Annotated in this window: 26 protein-coding genes; 15 read left to right on the top strand and 11 right to left on the bottom strand. The window is 57.7% G+C overall.

Features of this window, described 5'->3' with window-relative positions; genetic code table 11:
• From ACWISF_RS08770 to ACWISF_RS08755, 4 genes are all read left to right on the top strand, one after another.
• A partial coding sequence (locus ACWISF_RS08770; RefSeq protein ID WP_448381207.1) for an energy transducer TonB occupies positions 1-523 on the top strand: 523 nt, incomplete at its 5' end.
• A 75-nt stretch (positions 524-598) separates the two neighbouring features.
• Positions 599-1,255, top strand: a complete 657-nt coding sequence (locus tag ACWISF_RS08765) for a MotA/TolQ/ExbB proton channel family protein (protein ID WP_448381206.1) — start codon at positions 599-601, stop codon at positions 1,253-1,255.
• A complete protein-coding gene (locus ACWISF_RS08760) occupies positions 1,233-1,634 on the top strand; it encodes an ExbD/TolR family protein (RefSeq protein ID WP_448381205.1) in 402 nt (133 codons plus the stop codon). Before ACWISF_RS08765 ends, ACWISF_RS08760 begins: the two co-directional genes overlap by 23 nt.
• Before the next feature lie 22 nt (positions 1,635-1,656).
• The gene (locus ACWISF_RS08755) at positions 1,657-1,914 is read left to right on the top strand and encodes a hypothetical protein (protein ID WP_448381204.1); all 258 of its coding nucleotides are present in this window, start codon (positions 1,657-1,659) and stop codon (positions 1,912-1,914) included.
• Positions 1,915-2,388: 474 nt separating this feature from the next.
• On the opposite strand, the gene ACWISF_RS08750 is transcribed toward ACWISF_RS08755, so the two are convergent.
• Complete coding sequence (locus ACWISF_RS08750; protein ID WP_448381203.1) at positions 2,389-3,063, bottom strand: PHP domain-containing protein; 675 nt, start codon at positions 3,061-3,063, stop codon at positions 2,389-2,391.
• Between the two features lie 164 nt (positions 3,064-3,227).
• On the opposite strand from ACWISF_RS08750, the gene ACWISF_RS08745 reads away from it, so the two are divergent.
• Positions 3,228-3,410: a 50S ribosomal protein L32 gene (locus ACWISF_RS08745; RefSeq protein ID WP_448381202.1), complete on the top strand. Its 183-nt coding sequence runs from the start codon at positions 3,228-3,230 to the stop codon at positions 3,408-3,410.
• Here ACWISF_RS08745 and coaBC read toward each other — a convergent pair.
• From coaBC to ACWISF_RS08730, 3 genes are all read right to left on the bottom strand, one after another.
• Entirely contained in the window at positions 3,368-4,597 is a 1,230-nt protein-coding gene (gene coaBC / locus ACWISF_RS08740) for a bifunctional phosphopantothenoylcysteine decarboxylase/phosphopantothenate--cysteine ligase CoaBC (protein WP_448381201.1), read from the bottom strand. The two genes, ACWISF_RS08745 and coaBC, sit on opposite strands and share 43 nt — an antisense overlap.
• Positions 4,597-4,983 carry a thiol-disulfide oxidoreductase DCC family protein gene (locus tag ACWISF_RS08735; RefSeq protein WP_448381200.1) on the bottom strand — a complete coding sequence of 129 codons (387 nt, stop codon included), beginning with the start codon at positions 4,981-4,983 and terminating at the stop codon, positions 4,597-4,599. The genes coaBC and ACWISF_RS08735 overlap by 1 nt, the downstream gene beginning before the upstream one ends.
• Before the next feature lie 272 nt (positions 4,984-5,255).
• On the bottom strand, positions 5,256-6,284 hold the full coding sequence (locus ACWISF_RS08730) for an ABC transporter permease (RefSeq protein WP_448381209.1): 1,029 nt from the start codon (positions 6,282-6,284) through the stop codon (positions 5,256-5,258).
• A gap of 66 nt (positions 6,285-6,350) precedes the next feature.
• Here ACWISF_RS08730 and ACWISF_RS08725 point away from each other — a divergent pair, with 66 nt between their 5' ends.
• Positions 6,351-6,743, top strand: coding sequence for a DUF4346 domain-containing protein (locus ACWISF_RS08725; RefSeq protein ID WP_448381199.1), 393 nt, complete (start codon positions 6,351-6,353; stop codon positions 6,741-6,743).
• A 4-nt stretch (positions 6,744-6,747) separates the two neighbouring features.
• Entirely contained in the window at positions 6,748-7,422 is a 675-nt protein-coding gene (surE, locus tag ACWISF_RS08720; protein ID WP_448381198.1) for a 5'/3'-nucleotidase SurE, read from the top strand.
• Here the strand turns inward: surE and glgP are convergent.
• From glgP to alaS, 5 genes are all read right to left on the bottom strand, one after another.
• Entirely contained in the window at positions 7,419-9,977 is a 2,559-nt protein-coding gene (gene glgP, locus ACWISF_RS08715; protein ID WP_448381197.1) for an alpha-glucan family phosphorylase, read from the bottom strand. The genes surE and glgP overlap by 4 nt on opposite strands.
• Positions 9,978-10,076: 99 nt before the next feature.
• Positions 10,077-10,916, bottom strand: coding sequence for a metal ABC transporter permease (locus ACWISF_RS08710; protein ID WP_448381196.1), 840 nt, complete (start codon positions 10,914-10,916; stop codon positions 10,077-10,079).
• Positions 10,917-10,958: 42 nt separating this feature from the next.
• Complete coding sequence (locus ACWISF_RS08705) at positions 10,959-11,699, bottom strand: metal ABC transporter ATP-binding protein (protein WP_448381195.1); 741 nt, start codon at positions 11,697-11,699, stop codon at positions 10,959-10,961.
• Complete coding sequence (locus ACWISF_RS08700) at positions 11,671-12,615, bottom strand: metal ABC transporter substrate-binding protein (RefSeq protein ID WP_448381194.1); 945 nt, start codon at positions 12,613-12,615, stop codon at positions 11,671-11,673. Before ACWISF_RS08700 ends, ACWISF_RS08705 begins: the two co-directional genes overlap by 29 nt.
• Before the next feature lie 125 nt (positions 12,616-12,740).
• Positions 12,741-15,365: an alanine--tRNA ligase gene (gene alaS, locus ACWISF_RS08695; RefSeq protein ID WP_448381193.1), complete on the bottom strand. Its 2,625-nt coding sequence runs from the start codon at positions 15,363-15,365 to the stop codon at positions 12,741-12,743.
• Positions 15,366-15,605: 240 nt separating this feature from the next.
• Between alaS and ACWISF_RS08690 the strand changes: the two genes are divergently transcribed.
• From ACWISF_RS08690 to ACWISF_RS08675, 4 genes are read left to right on the top strand one after another with little or no spacing between them, the layout of a single operon-like run.
• A complete protein-coding gene (locus tag ACWISF_RS08690; protein ID WP_448381192.1) occupies positions 15,606-16,064 on the top strand; it encodes a Crp/Fnr family transcriptional regulator in 459 nt (152 codons plus the stop codon).
• Positions 16,054-16,977 carry a cation diffusion facilitator family transporter gene (locus tag ACWISF_RS08685; protein ID WP_448381191.1) on the top strand — a complete coding sequence of 308 codons (924 nt, stop codon included), beginning with the start codon at positions 16,054-16,056 and terminating at the stop codon, positions 16,975-16,977. Before ACWISF_RS08690 ends, ACWISF_RS08685 begins: the two co-directional genes overlap by 11 nt.
• Positions 16,970-17,335, top strand: coding sequence for a hypothetical protein (locus ACWISF_RS08680; protein WP_448381190.1), 366 nt, complete (start codon positions 16,970-16,972; stop codon positions 17,333-17,335). The genes ACWISF_RS08685 and ACWISF_RS08680 overlap by 8 nt, the downstream gene beginning before the upstream one ends.
• A 45-nt stretch (positions 17,336-17,380) precedes the next feature.
• Positions 17,381-19,576 carry a glycoside hydrolase gene (locus ACWISF_RS08675; RefSeq protein ID WP_448381189.1) on the top strand — a complete coding sequence of 732 codons (2,196 nt, stop codon included), beginning with the start codon at positions 17,381-17,383 and terminating at the stop codon, positions 19,574-19,576.
• Here ACWISF_RS08675 and ACWISF_RS08670 read toward each other — a convergent pair.
• Positions 19,479-19,847, bottom strand: coding sequence for a chlorophyll a/b-binding protein (locus ACWISF_RS08670; RefSeq protein ID WP_448381188.1), 369 nt, complete (start codon positions 19,845-19,847; stop codon positions 19,479-19,481). The two genes, ACWISF_RS08675 and ACWISF_RS08670, sit on opposite strands and share 98 nt — an antisense overlap.
• A 364-nt stretch (positions 19,848-20,211) precedes the next feature.
• Here ACWISF_RS08670 and ACWISF_RS08665 point away from each other — a divergent pair, with 364 nt between their 5' ends.
• Both ACWISF_RS08665 and ACWISF_RS08660 read left to right on the top strand, forming a co-directional pair.
• Positions 20,212-21,300, top strand: coding sequence for a hypothetical protein (locus ACWISF_RS08665; protein ID WP_448381187.1), 1,089 nt, complete (start codon positions 20,212-20,214; stop codon positions 21,298-21,300).
• A 267-nt stretch (positions 21,301-21,567) separates the two neighbouring features.
• Positions 21,568-21,762, top strand: coding sequence for a DUF751 domain-containing protein (locus ACWISF_RS08660; RefSeq protein ID WP_448381186.1), 195 nt, complete (start codon positions 21,568-21,570; stop codon positions 21,760-21,762).
• A 277-nt stretch (positions 21,763-22,039) separates the two neighbouring features.
• On the opposite strand, the gene ACWISF_RS08655 is transcribed toward ACWISF_RS08660, so the two are convergent.
• A complete protein-coding gene (locus tag ACWISF_RS08655) occupies positions 22,040-22,219 on the bottom strand; it encodes a hypothetical protein (RefSeq protein ID WP_448381185.1) in 180 nt (59 codons plus the stop codon).
• A gap of 177 nt (positions 22,220-22,396) precedes the next feature.
• On the opposite strand from ACWISF_RS08655, the gene ACWISF_RS08650 reads away from it, so the two are divergent.
• On the top strand, positions 22,397-22,897 hold the full coding sequence (locus ACWISF_RS08650) for an NYN domain-containing protein (RefSeq protein WP_448381208.1): 501 nt from the start codon (positions 22,397-22,399) through the stop codon (positions 22,895-22,897).
• Between the two features lie 38 nt (positions 22,898-22,935).
• Complete coding sequence (locus tag ACWISF_RS08645) at positions 22,936-23,403, top strand: DUF4079 domain-containing protein (RefSeq protein ID WP_448381184.1); 468 nt, start codon at positions 22,936-22,938, stop codon at positions 23,401-23,403.
• Positions 23,404-23,889 lie beyond the last annotated feature (486 nt).

The raw sequence follows: 23,889 nt of genomic DNA, 5'->3' as shown, positions 1-23,889 counted from the left end.
CCCCCGCCCCGTGCAGACACCCCTACCCCTAGCCAGTCCGCACTTAGCGGATCAGTCCACCCCCGCCCCTGCTCCCCAACCCAAGGGCCAGGCATCGCTGCTGGGGGGCACTCTGACCAAAGACGCCCGGCAAGCCGCCCTGGACCAGGAGGCCAACACCACCCGCAACGCCCCCGGCCCCACCCAACTGGCCGCCCGTCAGGACTTTGACCTCGGCCCCTATCTGGCCAATCTCCGGCGGCGCGTGCAGGAATACTGGCGTCCCAAGGCCCCGGACCAGCGGCGGCAGACGGTCATCGGCTTTACCATCAACCGCAGTGGCGAGATTTCCAACGTGCGCATCCTGCAAAGCTCCGGTTCTCCCCAAACCGACGCAGAAACCCTCTGGGCGATTCAGCAGGCGGCTCCCTTTGGGGCCTTACCGGAACAATTTCCCTACAACCAACTCAACGTTGAATTCACCTTTAATATCTATGTCAACAATTCCGTGATGCCCTCTCCCCGTAGTTGGTATGGGTTTTAGAAAGCAGAGCCATCCCAACCCTTACACTGATAGGAGGATGACGCAGGGTCAAACGCCGTGAGGTAACCGGGAACTATGGAAGTTGCCAGTCGTCTTTTTGCCGCCGGGGGCATTGTCATGTGGCCGTTGCTGGGGTTTTCGATTCTGGCGCTGGCGTTGATTTTGGAGCGGGTGGTCTTTTGGGTGCAGGTCAACACGCAACAACCCAAAATTGTCCAAGAAACCCTCGCTTTGTACGAACGCAGTCCCCGTTCGGCAATCATTTTGCTCAAACAAAATAGCCATCTGCCCCTGGCGCGCATTTTTTTATCTGCGCTCGAACTGGACGACCCCAACCCGGAGGAATTTCGCCTCGCCCTGGAAACTGCCGCCCAAGCAGAACTCCCCTTGATCAAACGGTTTAATACGGTGTTTGAAACCATCATTAGCCTGTCGCCCCTTTTGGGGTTGTTGGGCACCGTCTTGGGGTTGATTACCAGTTTGAGCAATTTGCGGCTTGGGGATTTGGGCGGCAGCCAATCGGTGGCGGTGACGGCAGGCATTAGCGAAGCCCTCATTTCTACAGCGGCGGGGCTGGTTGTCGCCATGACCACCCTGTTGTTTGCCAATGTGTTTCGGGGGTTATATCAGCGGCAAATCGCCCTGATTCAAGAATACGGCGGTCAATTGGAATTACTTTATCGCCATCTCTACGAAAAAGGAGGACTCCATGCGGCTCAACGAGGAGAATGAATCCCTCGCCCAGATCAACATCGTCCCCATGATTGATGTGATTTTTGCCATTTTGGTGTATTTTATTGTCAGTACCCTCTCCCTCACGCGCCTCGAAAGTCTGCCGGTGAATTTACCCAAAGCGGCTACCGCGCAGGGACAAAAGGCACCACCGGTCACGGTCAGTTTGACCAAGGAAGGTACGGTTGCGGTGAATCGCGAAACGGTACCTTTAAGCGACCTGCAAGGGCGGGTACGGGCGCTGGTGCCCACGGGACAACAGGTGATCGTGGTGATCAATGCTGACCGGGATGCCAACTATGGGCAAGTGGTGGCCATTATGGATCAACTGCGGCAAATCCCCGGCGTGCGGATTGCGGTGGCTACTCAGCGTCCTTAGCGGTTTCGTGATCATAACCGGCATGATGCCGGCAGGGGTGGCACAAACGCCGGAGGGACGGGCAGCAGACTTGCGCACCCGAGCGCGTACCACAGACAACGTAAATTACGGCCAAGGCGGGGCAGCCCGCATCGAGTTGCGCCAGGAACGTCCAGGGGGTTGGCCTTTGCCCTTTGGGGTGCAGTTTGGCCCCGGTCTCAGCGGTGGCGATCCGGGGTCGGGACCTGCAGGTTATGGGGCAGATTCGATTTTGGTGGAAATTGTGATACCGGTGAATTGATCCCATCCCCGTGATGTTCCGGTCATGACCAAAAGCATGGGTGACTGATGGGGTTATTTTCAGCAACTTTCCTGGAACCCCTTGTGTTGATTTTTGTACTTATGTGGCAGGGTTGAAAGCCGTATCAATCAGGGGTCATGCGCAATCGCAGCAAATTGCAGTGTGTTTTAGGACTCTGGCAATGGCACAACAGATGCCTGGAGCAATTCTTGTCCAGCGCCCTTGTTATAGGATTACTGTTTCAGTTGCCAATGGAATTGCTTGAGATTGGGGTAAAGACGCCCAAACGTGATAACTTTTTCGTTTTGGGTGTTGCCGGTCCAAGGGTTCGGAAATGCCAACGTCTCAACCAACCGACTCAGCGTTTTGCTGCAAAAAACTCTTGACAGTGCCTTTACGAGTCGGATTACGGACTGCGTAAGAATTCCCCGACCTTAGTCCGAGGGAGTGTTGACAGGTATCCTCACCCCCAATTTACAACCGCCGTAGAATACTGCACCCGTGGGAATCCGTGCCACAGGTTACCCACAGGCCGTAAATTCGACTCAAATGGAGCACTTGCGCCGTTTGTTCCGGGCTGGGTCGCCAGGGGTCGGGGTTGTGGTAGGCGTAGTAGGCTTCGACCCCGTCAATTCCCAGGGCGCTGGCCGCCGGGATCAATTCACTCGCCGGTTTTTTGTAACGTTCCGGGTGCGCCAATACCGCTAATCCCCCCGCTCCCTGAATCGCCGCAATCACTGCCGCCGCTGCGTAGTCATCCCCTAAGGGAGTCGTGCCCCGTAAATAGGGAGCCATGCCCGCGTGCTGGGGGTCAAACCCATACCCCAAAATATGCACTTCCAACCCCAGCAACTCACAACTAATCTCTACCCCCGACCAGAGCAGGGGTTTGCGGGGATGGTTCAAACTCGCCAGATAGGCCGCGGCCCGTTGGTAGCCCTCCACACTGTGATGATCCGTGATGGCCAAGCCCTGCAAGCCACAGGCAATCGCCTGCTGGATCACCTCCTCCGGCGCCAAACGACCGTCCGAATGCACCGTGTGCAGGTGAAAATTATAAATGTCGGGACAACTGCGGGCGTGCAAACCGACCCAGGCATCCTTGAGCGCCTTGATGGTGGGTCTGGGTGAAGTAACCGTCGCCGCCATCGGTATCCCCTCGTGACAACGTAAACCTTTGTTAAGATTCTACGGTCTTAGCATACCATAGCCTGCGGGTAATGTATTAAGTTTTTGCTTATACGGCCCTGCACAACCGTTAATCAGTCCTGGCGATGTGGTAATTTAGAAGGGTTGTGCGTTAACCACCCCCTATGGCGGTTCCGAAGAAGAAAACCTCCAAAGCCCGCAGTCGTCGGCGCAAAGCGGTTTGGAAACGGGAGGCGCTCTTTCAAGCCCGCAAGGCCATCTCCCTGGCCAAATCCATTCTTACAGGGCGTTCCCGCAGTTTCTACTACCCACTGGCGGCGGAGTCGGATGAGGAGGAGTCCTCGTAGAGCGCCCGCGCCGCATCGAGAATCCGGTGTGCTAGGGCGAGTTTAGGCAGCAAGGGAAATTCCCGCCGTTGCCCCTGCCGGTCGAGCCAAAGGCCGCGGTTGGTGGGGCTAGCGAACCCAGCGCCGGGTTCATCCACCGGGTTGGCCACAATGGCATCGAGCCGCTTATGCTTGAGCTTTTCCCAGGCGGGGGCTTCCAGGTCGCCGGTCTGGGCGGCAAATCCCACCAAGAGTTGGTGCGGTTGTTTGCGGGCACCCAAGGCTTGCAGAATATCCGGGACGGGTTCCAGCGGCAAACAAGCGGGTAAGGCCGCCTTGGGGAGTTTGTGGGGGTGATAGGTGCTAGGTTGCACATCGCCCACTGCTGCCGCCATGAAACACCAGTTGTGGGTAGGAAAGGCCGCCAGCACTGCTTGATACATTTCTGGCCCACTGGTAACGGCCACCACTTGGTCGCAGGCGGGCAAAGGCAGCGCCACCGACGCATGGATTAACGTTACTTGCGCGCCCCGATGTTTGGCTGCCTGCGCCAACGCCAGCCCCATAGCCCCTGTCGCCGGATTGCCCAGAAACCGCACCGGGTCCAGATGCTCCCGCGTGCCCCCCGCCGTGACCAGAATTTTGTAGCCAGCTAAATCCCGCTGCCCCCCGGTAAGCAACAACGATTCCACCCAGGGGTCAATTTCTGCCGGTTCCGCCATGCGTCCGGCCCCCACCGCATCACAGGCAAGCAGACCTGAGCGCACCCCGACTGCGTGAAAGCGCGGCCATTGGTTCAGTTGGGCGTAATTATGTTGCACTGCTGGTTGCTGCCACATGGTGGGATTCATGGCTGGAGCGACCAACACGGGGGCCGAGCTGGCCAACAGGGTATTGGTAAGCAGGTCGTCGGCGTGTCCCTGCGCCACTTTGGCCAGTAAATCCGCCGTGAGCGGGGCCACCAGAATCACCTCTGCCCAAGTACCCAATTCGATGTGCAGGGGGCGACCGGTGGGTTGCCAAAAATCCCGTTCGGTATAGGCGGGCTGACGGCTGAGGGTGCTGATGGTCAGGGGTGTGATGAACCGCTCCGCCGCCGGGGTAAGAATGCCGCGCACCTGATGCCCCCGCTGCACCCACTGGGAAATCAACGTACATACCTTATAGGCGGCAATGCCCCCGCCGATGCCCACCAGAATCCGCCCCATTAGGGATGCGTCACCCGATAGACCGTCTCGCGGCGCCCAAACCAGTCGTAGCGATGGTCACGAATTTGGGCGTAGCAGGCATCCCCTAGAGATTTCAGCGCCGTCATACGCCGGTATCCCTCCACCCAAGGCGCCAATCCCGGCACCAGACTGGCCAATTGTTCCACAGCGGCGCTGCCCTGCCACCGCCGGTATGGGTGGTTTTGTTCCAAAAGCAGCATGCCCTCAGCACAGGTTAGTGGTGTAAGGTCCCAGGCCGCCAAAGCCGCCTCATCCTGCATGGGAATATAGGTGAATAAACGGCCGCGGTCCAATGCCACCACCGCTTGCACCCCGGCACAGCAGAGGTGACACAGGCCATCGTAAATAATTACATAAGGGGTCATGGGCATCCTGGCGCCACTCTCTATCATGGTAGCGGGTCGGCCAGATGTCTGAACGCGGGTGAGCGGAAATTCCCCGCCAAAGCAGGGTCAGATGATTGCATGGTGCCCTCTTTGGTACCAATTGAAAATCATCCCGAGCGCAAGACAGTTGCGCCCCCTTGGTTACAACCAGGCAATTAGGAACCCAGACCGTAGGATGGTAACCGCCGCAGTGGGTGCACAGGGAAATTGCCGTGTTGCCCGCGGCACATCCCTACGCTCGCTCGGATGACCTACAGCCGCACCCTGGGGTCAATCACAGCCGTGAGTAGGTCAATGGCAATACTCAAAACCACCACCACCACCGCTAAAAACACCACAATCCCCTGCACCGTGGGATAGTCGCGCAGGTGAATGGCCTCGTACAACCGATATGCCAACCCCGGCCAGGAAAAGGTCACTTCCGTAACAATGGCGCCGCCCAACAGAGAAGCCAATGTCAAGCCCAATAGGGCCACCACCGGAATCAACGCATTGGGCAGCACATGATGGGTCAAAATCCAGCGAGGCGGAATCCCCCGCGCCCGTGCCGCTTCCACGTGATCCCCCTGCCACTGCGCCCGCACCTGTACCCGCACCAGCCGTTCTAGCAAACCGCTTAACGCCATCCCCAACGTCAGACTGGGCAAGGCCAGATGGTGTAAGGTAATGCCCAATTGCCGCCAATTTCCGGCCAGCACACTATCCACTACGTACAAACCCGTAGGTCCGGCTGGGGGCACTTCCTGCACCGGAAACCGCACCCCCAAAGGGAACCACCGCCACCCGACGCTCAACCACAACTGCAACAGCATCCCCAACCAAAACAGGGGCACGGCGTAACTGACGATACTAAACAACTTGCCGGCAACCGCTACCGGACGAGACGGCGGACGACTGCCCGTGACCAACCCCAGCCCCACCCCCAACCCTGCCGCCACCAAAAAACCCGCCAGCCCCAATTCCACCGTCGCGGGCAGGTACGCGGCAATGATGTCCTTTACCGCCCGCCCTGGTTCTGTCAAGGACATACCCAAATTACCCCGCACCAACTGCCCCAGATAATGCAGATACTGCACCCACAAAGGCCGGTCTAACCCCAACTGCACACGCAACGCCTCCTTGACCGCTGCCGGCGCCCGTCCCCCATAAACCGCATCCACCGGGTCCCCCGGCGTAGCCCGCAACAGCACAAACACCACCGTCACCACCGTCCAGACCATCACCGGCGCCAAGCACAGCCGCACCAACACATAATTGCGTATTTGTGGCCACCGCCCCACCGTATGCCACCCCAAACCGGTCACAATAGTTAAAGAATAACCAATCCCTTCACTGCAATCTCTGCCATGACGTCAACTGACTGGGCGGACCAAATCCGTGGTATTGATGAAACCCTGTCCAAACGGCATCTCGAATTGGACCCGGCAGGTTATTTCATTATTTACATTGACCCCCAAGAAGGCTACATCTACGCCCAATGGTTTACGACGGTCATTGACGCCCGGGGACTGGCCACCGACCCCGACACCGGCCAACCCATTCCTGCCCGCGGCGGCCCCAAACGGGAACCCAAATATGTGTTCCGGGGACGCACCGCCAAAGAAGTGTGTGTGGAAATTTTTGAAAAATGCACCAGTTTTCAGCCGGTGAGTCAATTGAGCCATGCCGCCTACCTGGGGCGAGAATTGATGCGGGCAGAAATGGCTTTGCTGCGCGGCGAACCCTACATCCAAGACTAGGGCGGTGACCATTCTCCTGACCAACGACGACGGCATTGACGCCCCTGGTTTGGCCATCCTCACCGAGCTGCTGCCCGAGGCCCTGGTGGTGGCGCCCCAAACCCCCTGTTCCGGGTGTGGGCATCAGATCACCACCCGCCACCCGATCCCTGTGGAAACCCGTTCCCCCCAGCGCTATGCCGTCCAGGGCACCCCTGTAGATTGCGTCCGCCTGGCGCTGGGCCACTGGCAACCGGAGACGACCTGGGTGATTGCCGGGGTCAACCAGGGCGCAAATCTGGGGGTGGACATCTACCAATCGGGAACCGTGGCTGCCGTGCGGGAAGCAGCCTTTCATCGCATACCTGCCATTGCCCTATCCCAATACCAGCCAGCCGGGCAGGTGATCGATTGGGCGCGCACCCAGCGCTGGCTCGCACGGGTCCTCCACCTGCTGTTCCAAAAGCCGGAACCGGGCAGTTTTTGGAATGTGAACTTTCCCGCTTTGCCCCCTGCGGCCCCCGAACCGGACCTGGTTTTTTGTCCACCCTGCACCCAACCCTTGCCCATCCGGTACGCCGCCACCCCCCAAGGATTTCTCTACCAAGGGGTGTACCACGAACGGGCCTGCGACCCCACCGCCGATGTGGCCGTATGTTTTGGGGGACACATTGCCATCAGTCAAATTCGGGTGTGTTAATTTCCCCAGTGGACCAAGCCCATCTCAAACGGATTGGCCAAGTCCGGGTGATGGGGCAACAACCGCACCGCAAACCCTTGCAACCCACTGCTGCGGTAACTCACCTCCCCGGTGTAGCGGTAGCAACCATCCCCGTCTGGTCCCTGACAGGTCATGGGCACCACCTGCCCCACGGGAATATGGCCAGTGGCATCCACCTCCCCCTGGTACAGTTGCACCTGCACATCCTGGGGCGTCAAACCGCCCAGGTGAATCCGCGCCGTCACCCCAATCGGTTCGTACACCCGCACCTCCTTGGGAGCCTGCGCTATCACTTCCCGAATTTTGATGTCGTACCAATGCTGAAACACCTGGGCCTTCCAGTCCGCCAACGCTTGCGCCTTGGCATAGGCCTGCGCCGACATGTGCAGCCAGCGGTCGCTGACCGGGAAATAGACTTCCTGGGCGTACTGCTGCACCATCCGTTGGGTGTTAAATAGGGGCGTATTGATGCGAATCGCCGCCTTCATCTTGGCTATCCAGCCCCGGGGCAGGCCCTCCGCATCCCGCTGGTAGTACAAAGGCAAGACATCTTCCTCCAACACCTGGTACAGGGCGTTGGCGTCCAGTTCATCCTGCAATTGCGTATCCGTATATTCCTCCCCCCGCCCGATCGGCCAGCCCGTGTTCACGTAATCCGCCTCTGCCCACCAGCCATCGAGGGTGCTCAGGTTGGGCACCCCATTCATGGCCGCCTTCATGCCGCTGGTGCCTGATGCCTCACGGGGACGACGGGGGTTATTTAGCCACACATCGCACCCGGCCACCATCAACCGCGATGTATTGATGTCGTAGTTGGGCACAAACACAATCTGCCGCTCCAGGCCATGTTCCTTGGCGAAATGAATAATCTCCCGGATCATCTCCTTGCCCGGCTGGTCCTTAGGATGCGCTTTTCCCGCAAACACAAACTGGATGGGGCGCTGCCGGTCTGCCAACAGCTTCAACAACCGCTCCGGCTGGGCCAAAAACAAATTCGCCCGCTTGTAGGTGGCAAACCGCCGGGCAAACCCAATCGTCAGGGCCTCTGGGTCAAGCACCTCGCGGGTTTTGAGAATTTCCGCCTGGGACGCCCCCCGCTCCGCCAAGGCCCGCCGCAGCCGTTCCCGCACGTAGAGGATCATCTGCATCTTCGCCCGGTCATGGATACGCCACAATTCCTCATCCGGGATCGCCTCCACCCGCTGCCACTCCGGCGCCGTTGCCGGTAACGCCCACCAATCCGGGCTGATGTATTTCTGATAGAGATTCTGGGTCGCAGGCGCCACACAACTGCGGGCGTGTACCCCGTTGGTGATCCCCCGAATCGGCACTTCCGCCTCCGGCGTCAACCCCCACAGGGACCCAAACATCTGCCGACTCACCCGCGCGTGCAACTGACTCACCCCGTTGACCAGACTCGCCATGCGAATCGCAAAAATCGCCATATTAAACGGCGCTTGAAAATCCCCCGTGTGCTCTCTGCCAAGCGAGAGAAACTCCTGCTCCGACAGGCCAAAAATTTCCCGATACCGCCCCAGGTAATAAAGAATCTTGTCCGGCGGGAATAAATCAATCCCCGCAGGCACCGGCGTATGGGTGGTAAACACCTGGCTGGCGCGCACCGCCTCCTTCGCCGCCGCAAACGACAACCCCTGCTCCACCATCAACTCCCGGATGCGTTCCAGAGACAGAAACGCCGAATGCCCCTCGTTCATGTGATAGACCGTCGGCTGGAGTCCCAACGCCCGCAACGCCTTGACCCCCCCAATGCCCAACATCATCTCCTGATGAATCCGCACATCCAGGTCGCCGCCATACAACTGGTCCGTAATGTCCTGGTCGTAAGGATTGTTGGGAGGAATGTTGGTATCCAATAAGTACAACGGCACCCGACCCACATCCACCCGCCAAATCCGGGCATACACCACCCGCTGCGGGAAGATCACCTCGATGCGCAGTTCCGACCCGTCCGCCTGCCGCTCCAGATGCAACGGCAAATTGTAGAAATCATTGATCGGATAGCGCTCCTGCTGCCAGCCATCGGCAGTGAGATATTGCTGAAAATAACCCTGTTGGTACAACAGCCCCACACCCACCAGCGGCAAACCCAAATCACTAGCCGACTTCAGGTGATCCCCTGCCAGCACCCCCAACCCTCCGGAATAAATCGGCAAAGCCGTCGTCAGGCCAAATTCCGCCGAAAAATAGGCATAGCATTCCTGGGTTCTTGTCCCCCGCTGCCGCTGATACCAACTGCGCTCCTGCAAATAGTCCTGCAACTCCCGCTGCGCCCGTTCCAGATGCGCCAAAAACCCATCATCCGTACTGGCTGCCTGCAACCGCTCCTGGCTGATCGTCCCCAACATCAACACCGGGTTGTGACGGCTCTCTTCCCACAAATCCGGGTCTAACCGGCGAAACAGCTCCTTAACTTCGTCGCTCCAATCCCAATACAGGTTGTAGGCCAAAGCCCGCAACGGCTCCAATCGCGCCGGCAAAGCCGGAGACACCTTAAACGTACGAATCGGGCGCATAGGTTTACCAAACGTAACTTGGCACTCAGTGTAACCGCTCCCCCGCCGCTGGCAATCTTTCTTAACCCTAACTTCAAGTTCTTCAAGTTTCTACATTGCTTAACCGGGCCGGCTGACCCGCCTGAGCAGGCCATGCTTGGGCGCCCAGAGCATCGCCAGGAGAAATAGCAGCGTTTGTACCAACACAATACAGCCTCCTGTCGCCGCATCCAGATAATAACTCAGGTAAGTTCCCAACCCACTGGCCGCCAGCGCCGAAAGCACCGACCAAATCAACATCCCATCAAAGCGGTCCGTCAGCAAATAAGCCGTCGCACCAGGGCTAATCAACATCGCCACCACCAACACCACCCCTACCGTTTGCAACGCCACCACAATTGTGAGGGACAACAACGTCAACAACAAATAATGCAACCCCGTGACATTGATGCCAATCGCCCGGGCGTGGGTGGGGTCAAAACAAAACAAAAGCAAATCATTCTTAAACAGCAAAAGCACCGCCAGGGTCACCGTCCCAACCACCAACGTTTGCACCATTTCTGAAGTGGGAATACCCAGCACATTACCAAACAAAATATGCAAGAAATCCACATTACTTGGCGTTTTGGAAATCAACACCAACCCCAGGGCAAACAATCCCGTAAACACCAAACCGATCACCGTATCTTCCTTGATGCGGGTTTGTTTTTGAATCCAACCCATCAACCACACCGCACCCACCCCAAAAACCAAGGCCCCCAAGGCCAAAGGCAGCCGCAAAACATAGGCCAAAACCACCCCAGGGGTCACCGCATGGGCAACTGCATCCCCCAGCAACGCCCACCCCTTGAGGATCATATAGCAGGACAAAACCCCACACACCACCCCAACAAAACCACTCACCAGCAGGGCTTTGACCATGAATTCGTACTGCAAGGGTGCCGTCAACCAATCCCACATCAATACCAGCCTTAAGTTGCCCATAAATAAATAAACCTGTTGCTAGGGAACAATCCCCGGCAAGGGAACCCCAAACGTCCGGTTGAGATTTTCGGGGGTAAATACCTCTTGCGTTGCACCGTAGGCCAAAATGGTTTGGTTGATAAAAATAATTTGGTCGCAAAAGGTAGAAATTCCACTCAAATCGTGACTGGCAACCAAAATGGTATGCCCTGTATCCCGCAGGTGCATCAGCAATTGAATCATTGCCCGTTCCGTGTTCATATCCACCCCATTAAAGGGTTCATCAAGGAGTAGAATACGGGCTTGTTGGGCCAAGGCCCTGGCCAAAAAAGTCCGTTTTTTTTGCCCTCCCGATAGTTCCCCGATCTGCCGGTCTTTCAGGGGCAACATATCCACCTGTCGCAGGCTCATTTCCACAATGTGCCGGTCCAGTGGGCGAGGGATGCGCAACCAATTCATATAGCCATAGCGACCCATCATCACCACATCCTGCACCCGCACCGGGAATTGCCAATCCACCTGCTCGCTTTGGGGCATATAGGCCACCCATCCCCGCTTGTGCGCCTGCGGAATGGGCAACCCCTCAATCCACACCCGCCCCGTTTTCGGCGTAATCAACCCCATAATGGTCTTAAAAAGCGTTGATTTGCCGCTGCCATTCATCCCCACCAAACCCACCATGGTTCCGGCTGGCAGAGCCAAATTGATGCCGTACAAGGCCACCTGGTCGTGATAGGTAACCGTGACATTTTCAACCACAATCCTGGGGGTCTGGCGCATGGCATTCACTCCGAAAAGGGGCTGGGTTTCGTAAACCTTGGATCAGGGTATGGACGTTGTGTTCTAACATCTGTAGGTAGGTGGGGGCGGCCCCCCCTGGCGGCGTCAGGGAATCCACATAAAAAATCCCGCCAAATTGCACGTTGGCTTCCTTAGCCACCTGCCTTTGTGCCTGGTCCTTCACCGTACTTTCACAAAACACCGCCGGTACTTTGCTGGCGCGCACCTGGTCAATCGCACGGCGAATTTGTTGGGGCGTACCCTGCTGTTCCGCATTGATCGGCCAGAGATAAATTTCTTGGAGTTGGTAATCCCGCGCCAAATAACTAAATGCCCCTTCACAGGAGACCAAAACCCTTTGGGAAGGGGGAATAAGGCTCAAGGATTGCTGTAATTTTTGGTCTAGCTCTTGAATTTTTTGTTGGTAGTTCCGGGCATTTTGGGTGTAAATGGCGGCCTTGCCAGGGTCCAATTTTACCAAGGCTTGGCGGATGTTTTCTACGTAAATCAAAGCCAATTTGGGAGACATCCAAGCGTGGGGATTGGGTTGGTTTTGGTCGGCACCCGCACGCATGGGAATCGGCCTAATTCCCTGGGTTACTGTCACCCTGGGCACACCCCGCAAATGGCTGTAAAATCGCTCCGCCCACCGCTCCAAACCCAGACCATTTTCTAGGATCAAACGAGCATTTCGGGCACGAACCATATCCATCGGCGTCGGTTCGTACCCGTGAATTTCTACCCCCGGTTTGGTCAGCGATTCCACCCGCACCTGCGCCCCGGCCACATTCCGGGTCATGTCCGCCAATACGGTAAAAGTGGTGAGAATCACCTTTTCCTGGGCCTGCGGCGGCGTGGCATGGCCCTGACACCCCCCGACCCACAACACCAACCCCCAAACCCACCAACCCCGCATTGGCCCTTTTCATAATCATTTCATCAATGCCAGCATACCATCCTGACCGCCGGGTTTTCATAGTCTTTTCATTTTCTGTTATTTTTCTTAACGCCAGGGTCTGGGACGCCGTTTCCCCCCTAGCTTCACGCCTTGGCGAGTTTTTGTCGCAACGCTTGCCGGGCTTGCTCTAGGGCTTGGGGGAGTCCTTGCGGGTCTTTGCCCCCGGCTTGGGCCAAATTCGGTCGGCCACCGCCCCCACCGCCACAGCGTTTGGCCAAATCCCCCACCAAGTGCCCGGCCTGCAGCCCCAACTGCACCACTTCGGGGCTAAACGCAGCGACTAACGTCACCTTATCGGCAGCGGGAACCGACCCCAACACCACCGCCCCTTTGCCCAGTTTTTGCAGTAATTCTTGGGCGGCCTGTTTCAGGGCTTCGCCTTCCACCTGCCCCAACTGACCGACCAGTAATTGGTAGCCATTGACCGTTTCGGTTTGGCTGAGCAATTGCAGGGCTTGAGAGCGGGCCAATTGGGCATTTAATTGCTCAATCTGTTTGGTCTTGGCTTTCAATTCCTGTTGCCATTCCCGCACCCTTGGGATAATCTCTTCCGGCTTGGTTTTGAATAGATCGGTTAACTCTTTAACCACCGCATCCCGCTGGTTTAGGTAGTCCAAAACCGCCAAGCCCGCTACCGCTTCAATCCGGCGAATGCCACTGGCAATTCCCGTTTCCGCCACAATCTTAAACAGGCCAATTTCCGCGGTGTTGGTGACATGGGTGCCACCGCACAATTCCATGGAAACCCCAGGAATATCGATCACCCGCACCGGGTCGCTGTACTTTTCCCCAAACATGGCAATTGCCCCCCGCGCCTTGGCTTCAGCCAACGGCAAGGTCAACACCTGCGCCGGATGGGCTTCCGTAATCCAAACATTAATCTGCCATTCCAACTGCTGCAATTCCGCCGGGGTGAGGGGACGGGAGCAATTGAAATCAAACCGCAACCGTTCCGCCGTCACCAGAGAACCGGCTTGGGCAATGTGGGGGTCAATCAGCTTTTGTAATGCAGCTTGCAGGAGATGGGTGGCCGTGTGATGGGCTTGGGTGCGATACCGCCGCCAGCGATCGACCTGCGCCTGCACCGTCATTCCCACGGCCAGTTCCCCCTGTTCCACCCGCCCGTAATGCACCCACAGGTCGGCTTTTTTTTGCACATCGGTCACCCGAAATCTCAGCGTGCCGTCGGGGCTTTCCAGTATGCCCGTATCCCCCACCTGACCCCCAGATTCCGCATAGAAGGGAGTGGCTGCCAAAATCACCAGCACATCGCCAGCAGTCGCATCACACCGACTGACCCGCTCCTGGCCCTGCACGATGGCTTGTACTGTGGTTGTACCGCTAATGTTTAAGTACCCAGTAAATACAGTTTTCCCCAATTCCTCAGCCCATTCCACCCATTGATTGGCCGCCAAAACATCTACCGTTTCTTGCCCTTCCCGTGACAGTTCCCGGTGTTTGGTCATTTCCTGCTCATACCCGGCCATATCCACGGTAAGTTGGTGCTCCGCCGCAATTTCGGCGGTCAATTCGACGGGAAAGCCGTAGGTAGTCGCCAAATCAAAGGCCACTTTGCCGCTGATTTGCCGGGGCTTTTGGGCGATGACCGCAAAAAGCAATTGTTCGCCCACATCCAGGGTTTTCAAAAATTGCTGTTCTTCGCGGTCCAATTCCTGTTGAATTGTCGCCGCCCGTTCGGCCACATGGGGATAGGCAGACCGCGCCAACTCAATGGCAGTTTGGGCCAATTCCGCCGTAAACGGACGCCGCAAACCCAACAGACGCCCATGCCGTACCAACCGTCGGATCAACCGCCGCAAAATATAGCCCCGCCGGACATTGCTGGGAATCACCCCATCGGCAATTAGATGGACCACCGCCCGCAGATGGTCACCAATGATGTTCAGGGATAAACGCTGTTCCCAGGTGGCTTGGGCATAGGAGAGATGCAGCCATTCTGCCGTCTGTTGAATCAGGGGAAAAATCAAATCCGTTTCGTAATTGCTCCCTACATTTTGCAGGATGCGGGCCAACCGCTCCAACCCCATTCCTGTATCAATATTCTTGTGCGCCAGGGGGGTCATGGCCCCGGTTGCATCCCGGTTCCATTCCATAAACACCAGGTTGTAAATTTCCACAAACCGTTCCTCATCCGTGAGGTCAACCGCACCGGGTTGGGGGGCGAAATCGTAATAGATTTCGGAGCAAGGGCCACAAGGGCCTGTGGGCCCTGCTGCCCAAAAATTGTCCGCCGCACCCATTTTTTGAATCCGTTCCGGCGGCAACCCCACCACCTCCTGCCACAGGGTCACGGTCTCCGTATCCTCGGCCAACACACTCACCGCCAGATGTTCCGGGGGCAGGCCAAACCCCTGGGTGACCAATTCCCACGCCCAGGCAATGGCTTCGGCTTTGAAATAGTCCCCAAAGCTGAAATTGCCCAGCATTTCAAAAAAGGTGTGGTGGCGGCGGGTGCGTCCCACATGGTCAATATCGTTGGTGCGTAAACAGCGCTGGGCCGTAGTGACGCGGGGGGCAGGGGCCGGTTGCTGTCCCAAAAACACCGGCTTAAACGGCAACATCCCGGCAATGGTCAACAAGACGGTGGGGTCGCTGGGGATCAACGACGCACTGGGCAAGACCTGATGCTGCCGCTGGGCGTAAAAATCGAGGAACTGTTGCCGGATGGCATCGCCGCTGAGGGGCATAGGGACAAGCGGAATGGTGAGGTATCTCAATTTTACGGATTTTCTGCCCCGATGACTGCCGATGGCCGGGTAGGGGAGACGGTGGAGCGGTGCTGGGAAATGCGGTTTTTCTAAGCTTTTTTCTTCGCCATCTTGGCTTGTTTGCAGGGGATCGGTTACAATTACGGTGCGCTTTGCCCCATAACCGCTATTTGGCCACTGCCGTTTACACCAGCCAGGGAGTTTGTGGGTGTCGTGATGATGACGGATTCATCCCCTTTGAGCCTCACCGACCGCCTGATGTTCTTGCGGGAAGTGCCCATTTTCCGGGGCATTGATGACTACGATTTCCTGCGGGATTTGGCGGTGGAGATGGTGGAATTGCATTTCCAACCGGGGGAAACGATTTTTGAGCGCGGGGATATTGGGCAACTGTTGTATATTCTTTCGGCGGGCCAGGTGAAGATTCATATTGGCGAGCTGGAATTGGCGCGGTTCGAGGCGGGGGCCTATTTTGGGGAAATGTCCCTATTTGACAGTGAGCCCCGTTCGGCTTCGGTGACGGCGCTGACGCCCTGTACCTGTTTGTGTTTGTCCCAGCCTCAGATGCGGGAGGCGATTGTGAATAATCCGGCCATTGCCTTAAATATCATCCAAAATCTCTGCCAGCGGATTCGCCGCCTAAACCAGTTGGTCAGCGTAGGTGCCTATGCCGGTTAGCCGTCGGGAGCGCATTCGGCGGGTGCTGCTGACGGTTCTCTGGTACAACCTGGGGGTGTTGGGGGTCAAGCTGGCGGTGGGGTTGGGGACGGGTTCCCTGGCGATTTTGGCCGATGCCCTGCACAGTGTGACGGATAGCTTGAGCAATGGGCTGGGATTGCTGGTCAACCACTGGGCCAAGCCGGAACCAGACCGCCACCATCCCTACGGACACCAAAAGTTTGAGGCGATTGCGGCGCTGGGCATGGCTGTATTTTTGGGTATCACCTGTTTTGAGCTGCTCCAGCAGGCGGTGGGGCGGTTGCGGGGCCAGACGCCGCCGCCCCAGGTGGGAAGTCTGGAATTGGGGTTGCTCCTGTTGGTGCTGGGGGTGAACTGGGCTGTGGGTTGGTATGAACAACAGCAGGCCCAACGCCTGGACAGTCCCATCCTGCTGGCCGATGCCGCCGACACCCTCACGGATGTGTGGATCAATCTCACGGTGCTGGCGGGTTTGCTGGGGGTCATGGCCGGGTGGACCTGGCTGGATGCGGTGGTGGCAATCCCCGTGGCGTTGCTGGTCTGGCGCAGTGGTTGGCAGATTTTGGCCACCAATTTGCCCTGGCTGGTGGATGCGATGGCGATTGCTCCGGAAGCGATTGCCCAGGTCGCCCAGCAGGTGCCGGGGGTGGTGGAATGCCATGACATTACCTCGCGGGGCGTGGTGGGACGGCAGGTGTTTATTGAGTTGCATTTGGTGGTGGCGACTACGGACCTGGTGGCAGCCCACGCGGTGAGCGAACAGGTAGAAGCGTTATTACAAAAGCACTATGGCCCGGCGGGCATCACGATTCATATCGAACCCCAGCGGATTTGCCATTTGCCCAAACCAGTTGATACATTAGAACCAAACCGAGGGACGGATCATGCCTAATACGCCGGAAATGTGGTTGCAACAAGGGTTTCGCTTGGCCTTGGGATGCGCCGGAGTGGTGATGGAGTGGGTGCAAGACGAACAGAAACGCCAGGCCCAACTACAGCAGTGGCAACAGGAGATGGCCCAACTGGCCCAGGAATTGGTCGCCAGAGGGGAAAAAACGGAAGCGGAAGCGCGGGAATTTGTGGAACGGCTGTGGAATCGGCGCAATCCCCCACCCCCTGCCTCGCCCCCGGTGGAAGTGACGGTGACCAGTGGCGATAGCCCCGCGGATGCGGCGGCGCAACTGCAGGAATTGACCCAGGAACTCTCAGCGCTGCGTGAATCCCTAGAGCAGTCCCGCCCCGGCGAGTAACCCCCAAAGCTGGTACAGTGGGTTTAGGTTGCCTGGGAACGCCCTATGCCGCATCCTCTGTACATTGCCTTTATCTGGCATCAGCACCAACCCTTCTACAAAAGCCTGCTAACGGGAGAATACCGGATGCCCTGGGTGCGGCTCCACGGGACGAAGGATTACTTGGATTTACTACTCCATCTCACCCGCTACCCCAACTTCCACCACACGATTAATCTGGTGCCATCGCTGCTGGTGCAGATCGACGACTATGCCCAAGGGCGGGCAATGGACCCCTACCTGCAGGTGAGCTTGAAAGCGGCGGCAGACTTGAGCGAGTGGGAACGGAATTTTGTGGTGACCAGTTTTTTTGACGCCCACCACCGCACCATGATTGACCCCTATCCGGGGTATCGCCGCTTGTATGAACAACAGCAGACCAAAGGGCGCGCCTGGTGTCTGGAACATTGGTCGCTCCAGGATTTTGAAGACCTGCTGATGTGGCACAACCTCACCTGGTTGGACCCTCTATTCCACGACCGGCCCCAGGTGCAGGAGTGGTGGGCGCGGGGCGGGAATTTCACCCTGGCCGACCGCCAAGCCCTGTGGCGCATCCAGCAAGAGATTTTGGCGCAAATTATCCCGGAACATCGGCGCTGGCAGGAAGCAGGGGTGATCGAACTGACCACCAGCCCCTATAGCCATCCCATTTTGCCCCTGCTGTGGGATACGGAAGCGGCGCGGGTGGCGGTGCCGAACATTGCCCTGCCCCACCGGTTCCAATGGCCGCAGGATGTGCCTTGGCAACTGCAGCGCGGCTGGGCGTGCTATCAGCAGTATTTTGGCGGTACACCCCAGGGCCTGTGGCCGTCGGAGCAGGCGGTGAGTCCCCAGATTTTAGAGCCGATTGCCCAACAGGGGTTTCGCTGGCTGTGTAGCGATGAGGGGGTGCTGGCAGCCAGTTGCCAACAACCCATCTGCCGCGATACCCAAGGACAGGTGGTGGATGCGGATGTCTTATATCGTCCTTACAAAATGCAAACATCAGCCGGGGAACTGGCTATTGTTTTTCGGGATCATCGCCTGTCGGATTTGATTGGGTTTTCCTACGGTCATCTCCCGGCGGCGGCGGCAGTCACGGATTTGGTCACCCGGCTGGGGCTGATTTACGAGCGGGCACAGGAGGAGACCACCCCGGAGGACCCCTGGTTGGTGACGATTGCTTTGGATGGGGAAAATTGCTGGGAGTATTATCCGGGGGATGGCGGGGAATTTTTGCAGACGTTGTTTGCCACCCTCAGTCGGGATGAGCGGTTCCGGGGGGTGACGGTTGCGGAATTTTTAAGGGAGTTTCCGCCGCGACGGACTTTGGATGATTTGCACAGCGGCTCCTGGATCGAGGCTAATTTCACCACCTGGATCGGCGACCCGGTGAAAAATCGGGCTTGGGAGTGGCTGGGGCGGGCACGGCTGGCGGTGGCCCAGGCGGAAAACCCGGCGCCGATGGTGTGGGAAGCCCTGCTGGCTGCCGAGGGTTCCGACTGGTTTTGGTGGTTTGGGGCGGGGCACAGTTCCCGGTTGGACCCGGTGTTTGATGCCCTGTTTCGGGAGCATCTCCAGGCCATTTATCAGGGGTTGGGGCAAACGCCGCCGCCGGAGTTGCAGTATCCTTTGGAACCCCAGCATTTTCAGGGGGATTACCCGCCGGAGGGGCTGATTCAGCCGGTGATTGATGGGCGGGGGGATGAACAGGACTGGAGTCGGGCGGGGTTGGTGCGGGTGGGCGCAGCCAGGGCGACGATGCACCAGAGCCACCCGGTACAGGCCATTCGCTACGGCACGGATCACCTGCACTTTTACCTAAGGGTGGATTTTCGCCAGGGGTTTATCCCCGGTAAGGAGGGGTTTTCCAGTCTGCATTTGGTGTGGTTTTATCCGGGGCAGGTGGGGCATACCAGTCCCATTCCCCTGGCGGAGGTGCCGGATGTGGCGCCCTGTAACTACCGGTATCGCCATCACCTGGGCATTCACCTGCGGGAACGGTTTTGCTGGCTGAGTCGGGCAGAAGCGGGTGACACCTGGTGCCCCCAACCGACGCGCACCCAAATGGCCTGGGATACCTGTCTGGAGGTGGCGGTTCCCTGGGCCGAACTCCAGGTTGCCCCTAACTGGTCGGTGTCCCTGCTGTTGGTCCTGGCTGAGACGGGGCGGTTTCGGGGCTATTTGCCGGAGCAGGGGTTGCTGAATTTTCTGATTCCGTAAGCGTTAGCCGTTGCGCTACCCCCACCGCGTAATAGCCCAACATCGAGGCGATGGTCAACCCCAGCAACAGCAGGACCACCACCAAACCCGCACCCCGTCCCACAATTCCCATCTGCGCCAACTGCCCCTTGCCGGTCGTCACTTCCCCGACCACCAGACAGACAATGCCGATCATCGCCAAGCGCCCATTCCACTTCTCTGCCACATGGGTAAAGCCAAACGTGCCTGCACCTGTGGGATTCACGTTAATCTGTGCCAGCCATCGCTTCATAAAACACCCTCAAATCCTGATGCTGTCAATTATTGCATAGTTTTTCGGAAATGTTACGTTTTGTTAAGGTATGGGGGTTGTCCTGGTGTGGGGAGGGGGTTGGGAAAGGGTCATTGTGGCAATGGTTTGGACATGTTTAGGGGGCGGTTCTTTCCATAGAGATTGGAGGTGCGGGGGTGTCCCTGGGCCGCCTCTAGGCGATGGTTCTGGGAATTTTATAGAATGAGGGTGTTGGGGGTGGGGGACGGTCATGGGGCGCAGAGAAATTATTTTATTATTTTGGGATTGTCCGTGCTGCGGTCATAAGCACATTCCGGGGCCTACTCGCCGTTGTCCGAGGTGTTTCTGGTGGCGGGATCGCACGGTGAAGTTCTACGAGGCTCCTGATTCGGTGGTGCTGTCGCCTGCGGAGGTGGCGCGTTATGCTGGCCCGGACTGGATTTGTAAGGTGTGCGGAGCGGCCAATCCCGAAACCGGCGCCCCCCGCGAATCCTTGGTGTGTGGCAACTGTCATACGCGGCAGGTGGATGTTGACGGGGGCAGTACACCCCTGGAGACCCTACCGGTCGGCGTTGTGATGGAACGTCCATCGTCACGCCCAGAGGCCTATTCCTCCAGGCGTTACACGGGTAGGGTGGTCTCCCCCATGTCTGGCGGCAGCGGGCGTGAGATTGCTGCAGACATATCTGGCGGCAGCATGCGTGAGATTGGTGCAGACCGCCCAAGAAGCATCCTGTCGACGGTGTACATCCTGGCGACGGTGGGCCTGGTGGGTCTGGGGATAGCCGGTTTGAATACACTGGTTCACCTGGTCACCCTTCCGCGTCCGGTCAACGCTTTGGTGTTGCGTCGCCATTGGCGCGTCGAAGTGCCAATTGAAGAGCGTCGCCCCGTTACGGAAGGGGATTGGACGCTGCCGGAGGGGGCATACCATGTCCGTACCGAAAAGCGTCAGAAATCCACCCGCAAAATCCAGATCGGCACCGAGAAGAGAACGGTACAAGTGCCTTACAAAGTAAAAGTCGGCACGCGCACCGAATGTGAAACCGTCTCGCGGGGCGATGGCACGGGGGAACGGGTCTGCTCCGAGGAGCCGGTTTATGAAACCCGTTACCGCACAGAGACCGAAGAGGAGCCTATCTACAGGGAAGAACCGGTCTATGCCACCTGGTACAGCTACACTATTGACCGCTGGCGGCCCCTACGCACGGAAGTGGCCGAGGGTACGGAAGACACACCCCGCCGTCCCCCTGGGCTGCAACTGGCGACACACCCTTACCCACAACGGCAGTTGACCCCCAAAGAAACCTGTTTTCTGGATGTGCAGGCCCGAAACCGCCACCACACCTGGACGATTGCCTGTGCCACATACGATAGGATTCTCAGCAATCGCGCTTATACCTTCCTGAAAAGGCCCGGTGTCAACGAAGTAAGTTTGGCGCCATCCCGCTGAGCCATTGGATGGCCGACTGGCTAAGCCCTTTGCCGGTGGCTTTCAGGGTAATGGCCGTGCCTGCCCAAAGGAATGGAGGCCATTTCTGACGATAGGCGCTCTCAGTTCTCGGTCGTTCATTCCATTCCCCTCTGCTGCTTCTCCCGAAAAAGGCAAAGCCACTGACCTAAAGGAGAACCCTTGTTACCATTTCTTGAGCATTACAAAGGTAGCACCACCGATAATAATTAATTAGTTAAAGAATGGCAGCGGCAAGGAGCAACGCACATGGACGGGTTTTGGACGAACGTCAGTCGCTACCTGAGCTATTTTGTCACCGTGATTTTGGGGGTATTGCTGACGGTGGCCCGCGGGCTGGCGCGGCTCTGGCAACGTCCGGTCACTGCCGTGGCGACCCTTTCCCTTCTCCTGAGTGGCAGTAGTTTACTGTACTTTACGCTTTTGGCGATGCTGGGGCAATAAAGGCCAAAGGGCCGGTTGCCCGACCCTCTAGCAGCGCCTGTGCCCTAGAACCCCTGTGGAATGTAGCTCCAGTCGCTATCCCTAATTTCTCAGGAGCGACAAAGACCCGCAGTGACGTTATCAGAACGTCAGCAGTGCCCTGGATCACACACCCAGGCGGCTACCAGAACCAATCCAGTTGACCGGCCTGGACGTTCACGACAAATACTGACCCAGCGGCACCGCGACGGACTGTCCCCCACCGGCGTCCGTGTCCAATAGCGGGCTTGGGTCGTGACTAAGGGGGGATACAATCGCCGGGATGGTTCAAGGGTTCCCGTCCCGTTAGCCGGGATGAGTTGCTTGAGACAACCTGCCGGGCGAGCCAACCCCCTGGTAAGCACGCCCGGGTCGCAGCCACCTTTTCCCCCACCCAGCGCCAAAGGACAAAACCCAGGGCAAACAGAGTCGTTTTCATCGGCCAACGGGGAGCCATGAGGGAAGGAAGAACCATTACTCCCGCGTTGATTCCATCGTCGCTCCAATAGCGCTGCCCGACCGTGATACCCGTCGCCGGGAACCTATGACCTGGATCACGTCGCTGGCCCACGCTACCATAGGGTTTAAGAGAACATTAAAATTCCCCCTACCCGTGATGGCACCCAAGACCAACGTCCTGATGGTTGTGGATGGTTACAACGTGATTGGTGCCAGATGGGATGTCACCCAAGGCGACTGGGAGCAATGGCGGCGGGAACTGATTGAACGCTTATGTAATTACAGCGCCCTGCATCAGTACCAAACCTACATCATTTTTGATGCCCACAACCGTCGCCAACCGGAGCGGTGGGAAACCATCACCGACCAGGTGCGCGTGTGTTATACGGGCTGTGGGGTGACGGCGGATGCCTATATCGAGGGGTTTTGCGCCCGGCATCGGGGACGAGGCCAGCGGCTGATTGTGGTGACTTCTGACCGTTTGGAATGGCTGACCGCAACGGGTTATGGCGCCGAATGGCTCTCCGCGCCGGCTCTTTGGCAGGCGATGGCCCATCCCCCCCAACACCACACCGCCAAGGTGACCGCTGGACGGGTGATCCGGGGGTTGCCCCCAGCCATTCAGAACCGACTGCGACAATGGCGCAATGAGCTATGATACAGGTGTGTATCCCTTGCATTACGCTGTGTTTCCTTATGATTACAGTTCCCAACTGGCTCAAGCCCGTATTGCCATTTTTTCATCCCGTATTGATGTGGTTTTTACTGGGTTGGAGCCTGTATGCCCTGTACACCGGGATTCAAGTGATTCGCACACGCACGGCCAAAGGTGAAGAAAAAAGTCAGTTGCTCAAAGGGAAATTTCGCGAACGGCATTTCCAAATCGGTTCCCTGCTCCTAGCGTTGATGGTGCTGGGAACGTTAGGGGGGATGGCAGTTACCTACATCAACAATCAAAAACTCTTTCTTGGCCCCCATTTACTGGTGGGTTTGAGCATGACGGGCCTAATTGCCGTTTCCGCCTCCCTAGCCCCTTTGATGCAGCAGGGCAGTCAATGGGCGCGCGCTTTGCACATTACTCTCAACGGCCTGGTTTTGGGGTTGTTTGGTTGGCAGGCCGTAACGGGGATGCAAATTGTCCAGAAGATTTTGGGGGCTACCTAGGGTTAGCTAATCCGCCGCTCGCGCTAGCGGGACGTAGTCCTTGAAGCCCCGCTCTGTACCCCCGTATACGGGGGGACTGGGGGCCGGTCAGAGTCGGGATGAAAGGCGTTTGTGCTATAGTTAATGGGAACAAGTTAAATCTCTGGAGAGGTTCCCTGACTTGTTCCCGCCGTGGGGCGCACGGTGGCAGCACGCTGAGACCTCTGTATAAACAAGTCTGTGAAGCGTTCAGCCCGCACTCAATCAGAGTTGTGTTTACTCAACGATGATGAGTGACGGGAGTCGTCACAGGTAGGGAAGCATTGGTTTTACCAGCAACTTGCCAAGTTAGGACAGGTGGTGACTCGTTCGGGTTGGGAAACCAAACAGATGCGGGATGCTTTGGGTCTCAAAAAGACTGGCAAAAAAACCGCTGAAGTGTTTGATGCTCACTGTGTCGATGCTTGGGTGTTAGCGAACTCTGTAGTTGGTGGGCATCTTCAGCCC

It is taken from the genome of Gloeomargarita sp. (assembly GCF_053491055.1).
The sequence above is the reverse complement of the archived record's forward strand: the minus strand, read 5'-3'. Positions and strand labels throughout refer to the sequence as shown.

Coding starts and splice junctions, on each gene's coding strand:
- ACWISF_RS08685 (WP_448381191.1), top strand. CDS start 16,054: ATGCCGGTTAGCCGTCGGGAGCGCATTCGGCGGGTGCTGCTGACGGTT.
- ACWISF_RS08750 (WP_448381203.1), bottom strand. CDS start 3,063: ATGGCGGCGACGGTTACTTCACCCAGACCCACCATCAAGGCGCTCAAG.
- ACWISF_RS08655 (WP_448381185.1), bottom strand. CDS start 22,219: ATGAAAACGACTCTGTTTGCCCTGGGTTTTGTCCTTTGGCGCTGGGTG.
- ACWISF_RS08700 (WP_448381194.1), bottom strand. CDS start 12,615: ATGCGGGGTTGGTGGGTTTGGGGGTTGGTGTTGTGGGTCGGGGGGTGT.
- ACWISF_RS08705 (WP_448381195.1), bottom strand. CDS start 11,699: ATGCGCCAGACCCCCAGGATTGTGGTTGAAAATGTCACGGTTACCTAT.
- ACWISF_RS08735 (WP_448381200.1), bottom strand. CDS start 4,983: ATGACCCCTTATGTAATTATTTACGATGGCCTGTGTCACCTCTGCTGT.
- coaBC (WP_448381201.1), bottom strand. CDS start 4,597: ATGGGGCGGATTCTGGTGGGCATCGGCGGGGGCATTGCCGCCTATAAG.
- ACWISF_RS08690 (WP_448381192.1), top strand. CDS start 15,606: ATGACGGATTCATCCCCTTTGAGCCTCACCGACCGCCTGATGTTCTTG.
- ACWISF_RS08675 (WP_448381189.1), top strand. CDS start 17,381: ATGCCGCATCCTCTGTACATTGCCTTTATCTGGCATCAGCACCAACCC.
- ACWISF_RS08660 (WP_448381186.1), top strand. CDS start 21,568: ATGGACGGGTTTTGGACGAACGTCAGTCGCTACCTGAGCTATTTTGTC.
- ACWISF_RS08710 (WP_448381196.1), bottom strand. CDS start 10,916: ATGTGGGATTGGTTGACGGCACCCTTGCAGTACGAATTCATGGTCAAA.
- ACWISF_RS08725 (WP_448381199.1), top strand. CDS start 6,351: ATGACGTCAACTGACTGGGCGGACCAAATCCGTGGTATTGATGAAACC.
- ACWISF_RS08745 (WP_448381202.1), top strand. CDS start 3,228: ATGGCGGTTCCGAAGAAGAAAACCTCCAAAGCCCGCAGTCGTCGGCGC.
- glgP (WP_448381197.1), bottom strand. CDS start 9,977: ATGCGCCCGATTCGTACGTTTAAGGTGTCTCCGGCTTTGCCGGCGCGA.
- alaS (WP_448381193.1), bottom strand. CDS start 15,365: ATGCCCCTCAGCGGCGATGCCATCCGGCAACAGTTCCTCGATTTTTAC.
- ACWISF_RS08670 (WP_448381188.1), bottom strand. CDS start 19,847: ATGAAGCGATGGCTGGCACAGATTAACGTGAATCCCACAGGTGCAGGC.
- ACWISF_RS08645 (WP_448381184.1), top strand. CDS start 22,936: ATGATTACAGTTCCCAACTGGCTCAAGCCCGTATTGCCATTTTTTCAT.
- ACWISF_RS08765 (WP_448381206.1), top strand. CDS start 599: ATGGAAGTTGCCAGTCGTCTTTTTGCCGCCGGGGGCATTGTCATGTGG.
- ACWISF_RS08680 (WP_448381190.1), top strand. CDS start 16,970: ATGCCTAATACGCCGGAAATGTGGTTGCAACAAGGGTTTCGCTTGGCC.
- ACWISF_RS08755 (WP_448381204.1), top strand. CDS start 1,657: ATGATGCCGGCAGGGGTGGCACAAACGCCGGAGGGACGGGCAGCAGAC.
- ACWISF_RS08760 (WP_448381205.1), top strand. CDS start 1,233: ATGCGGCTCAACGAGGAGAATGAATCCCTCGCCCAGATCAACATCGTC.
- ACWISF_RS08650 (WP_448381208.1), top strand. CDS start 22,397: ATGGCACCCAAGACCAACGTCCTGATGGTTGTGGATGGTTACAACGTG.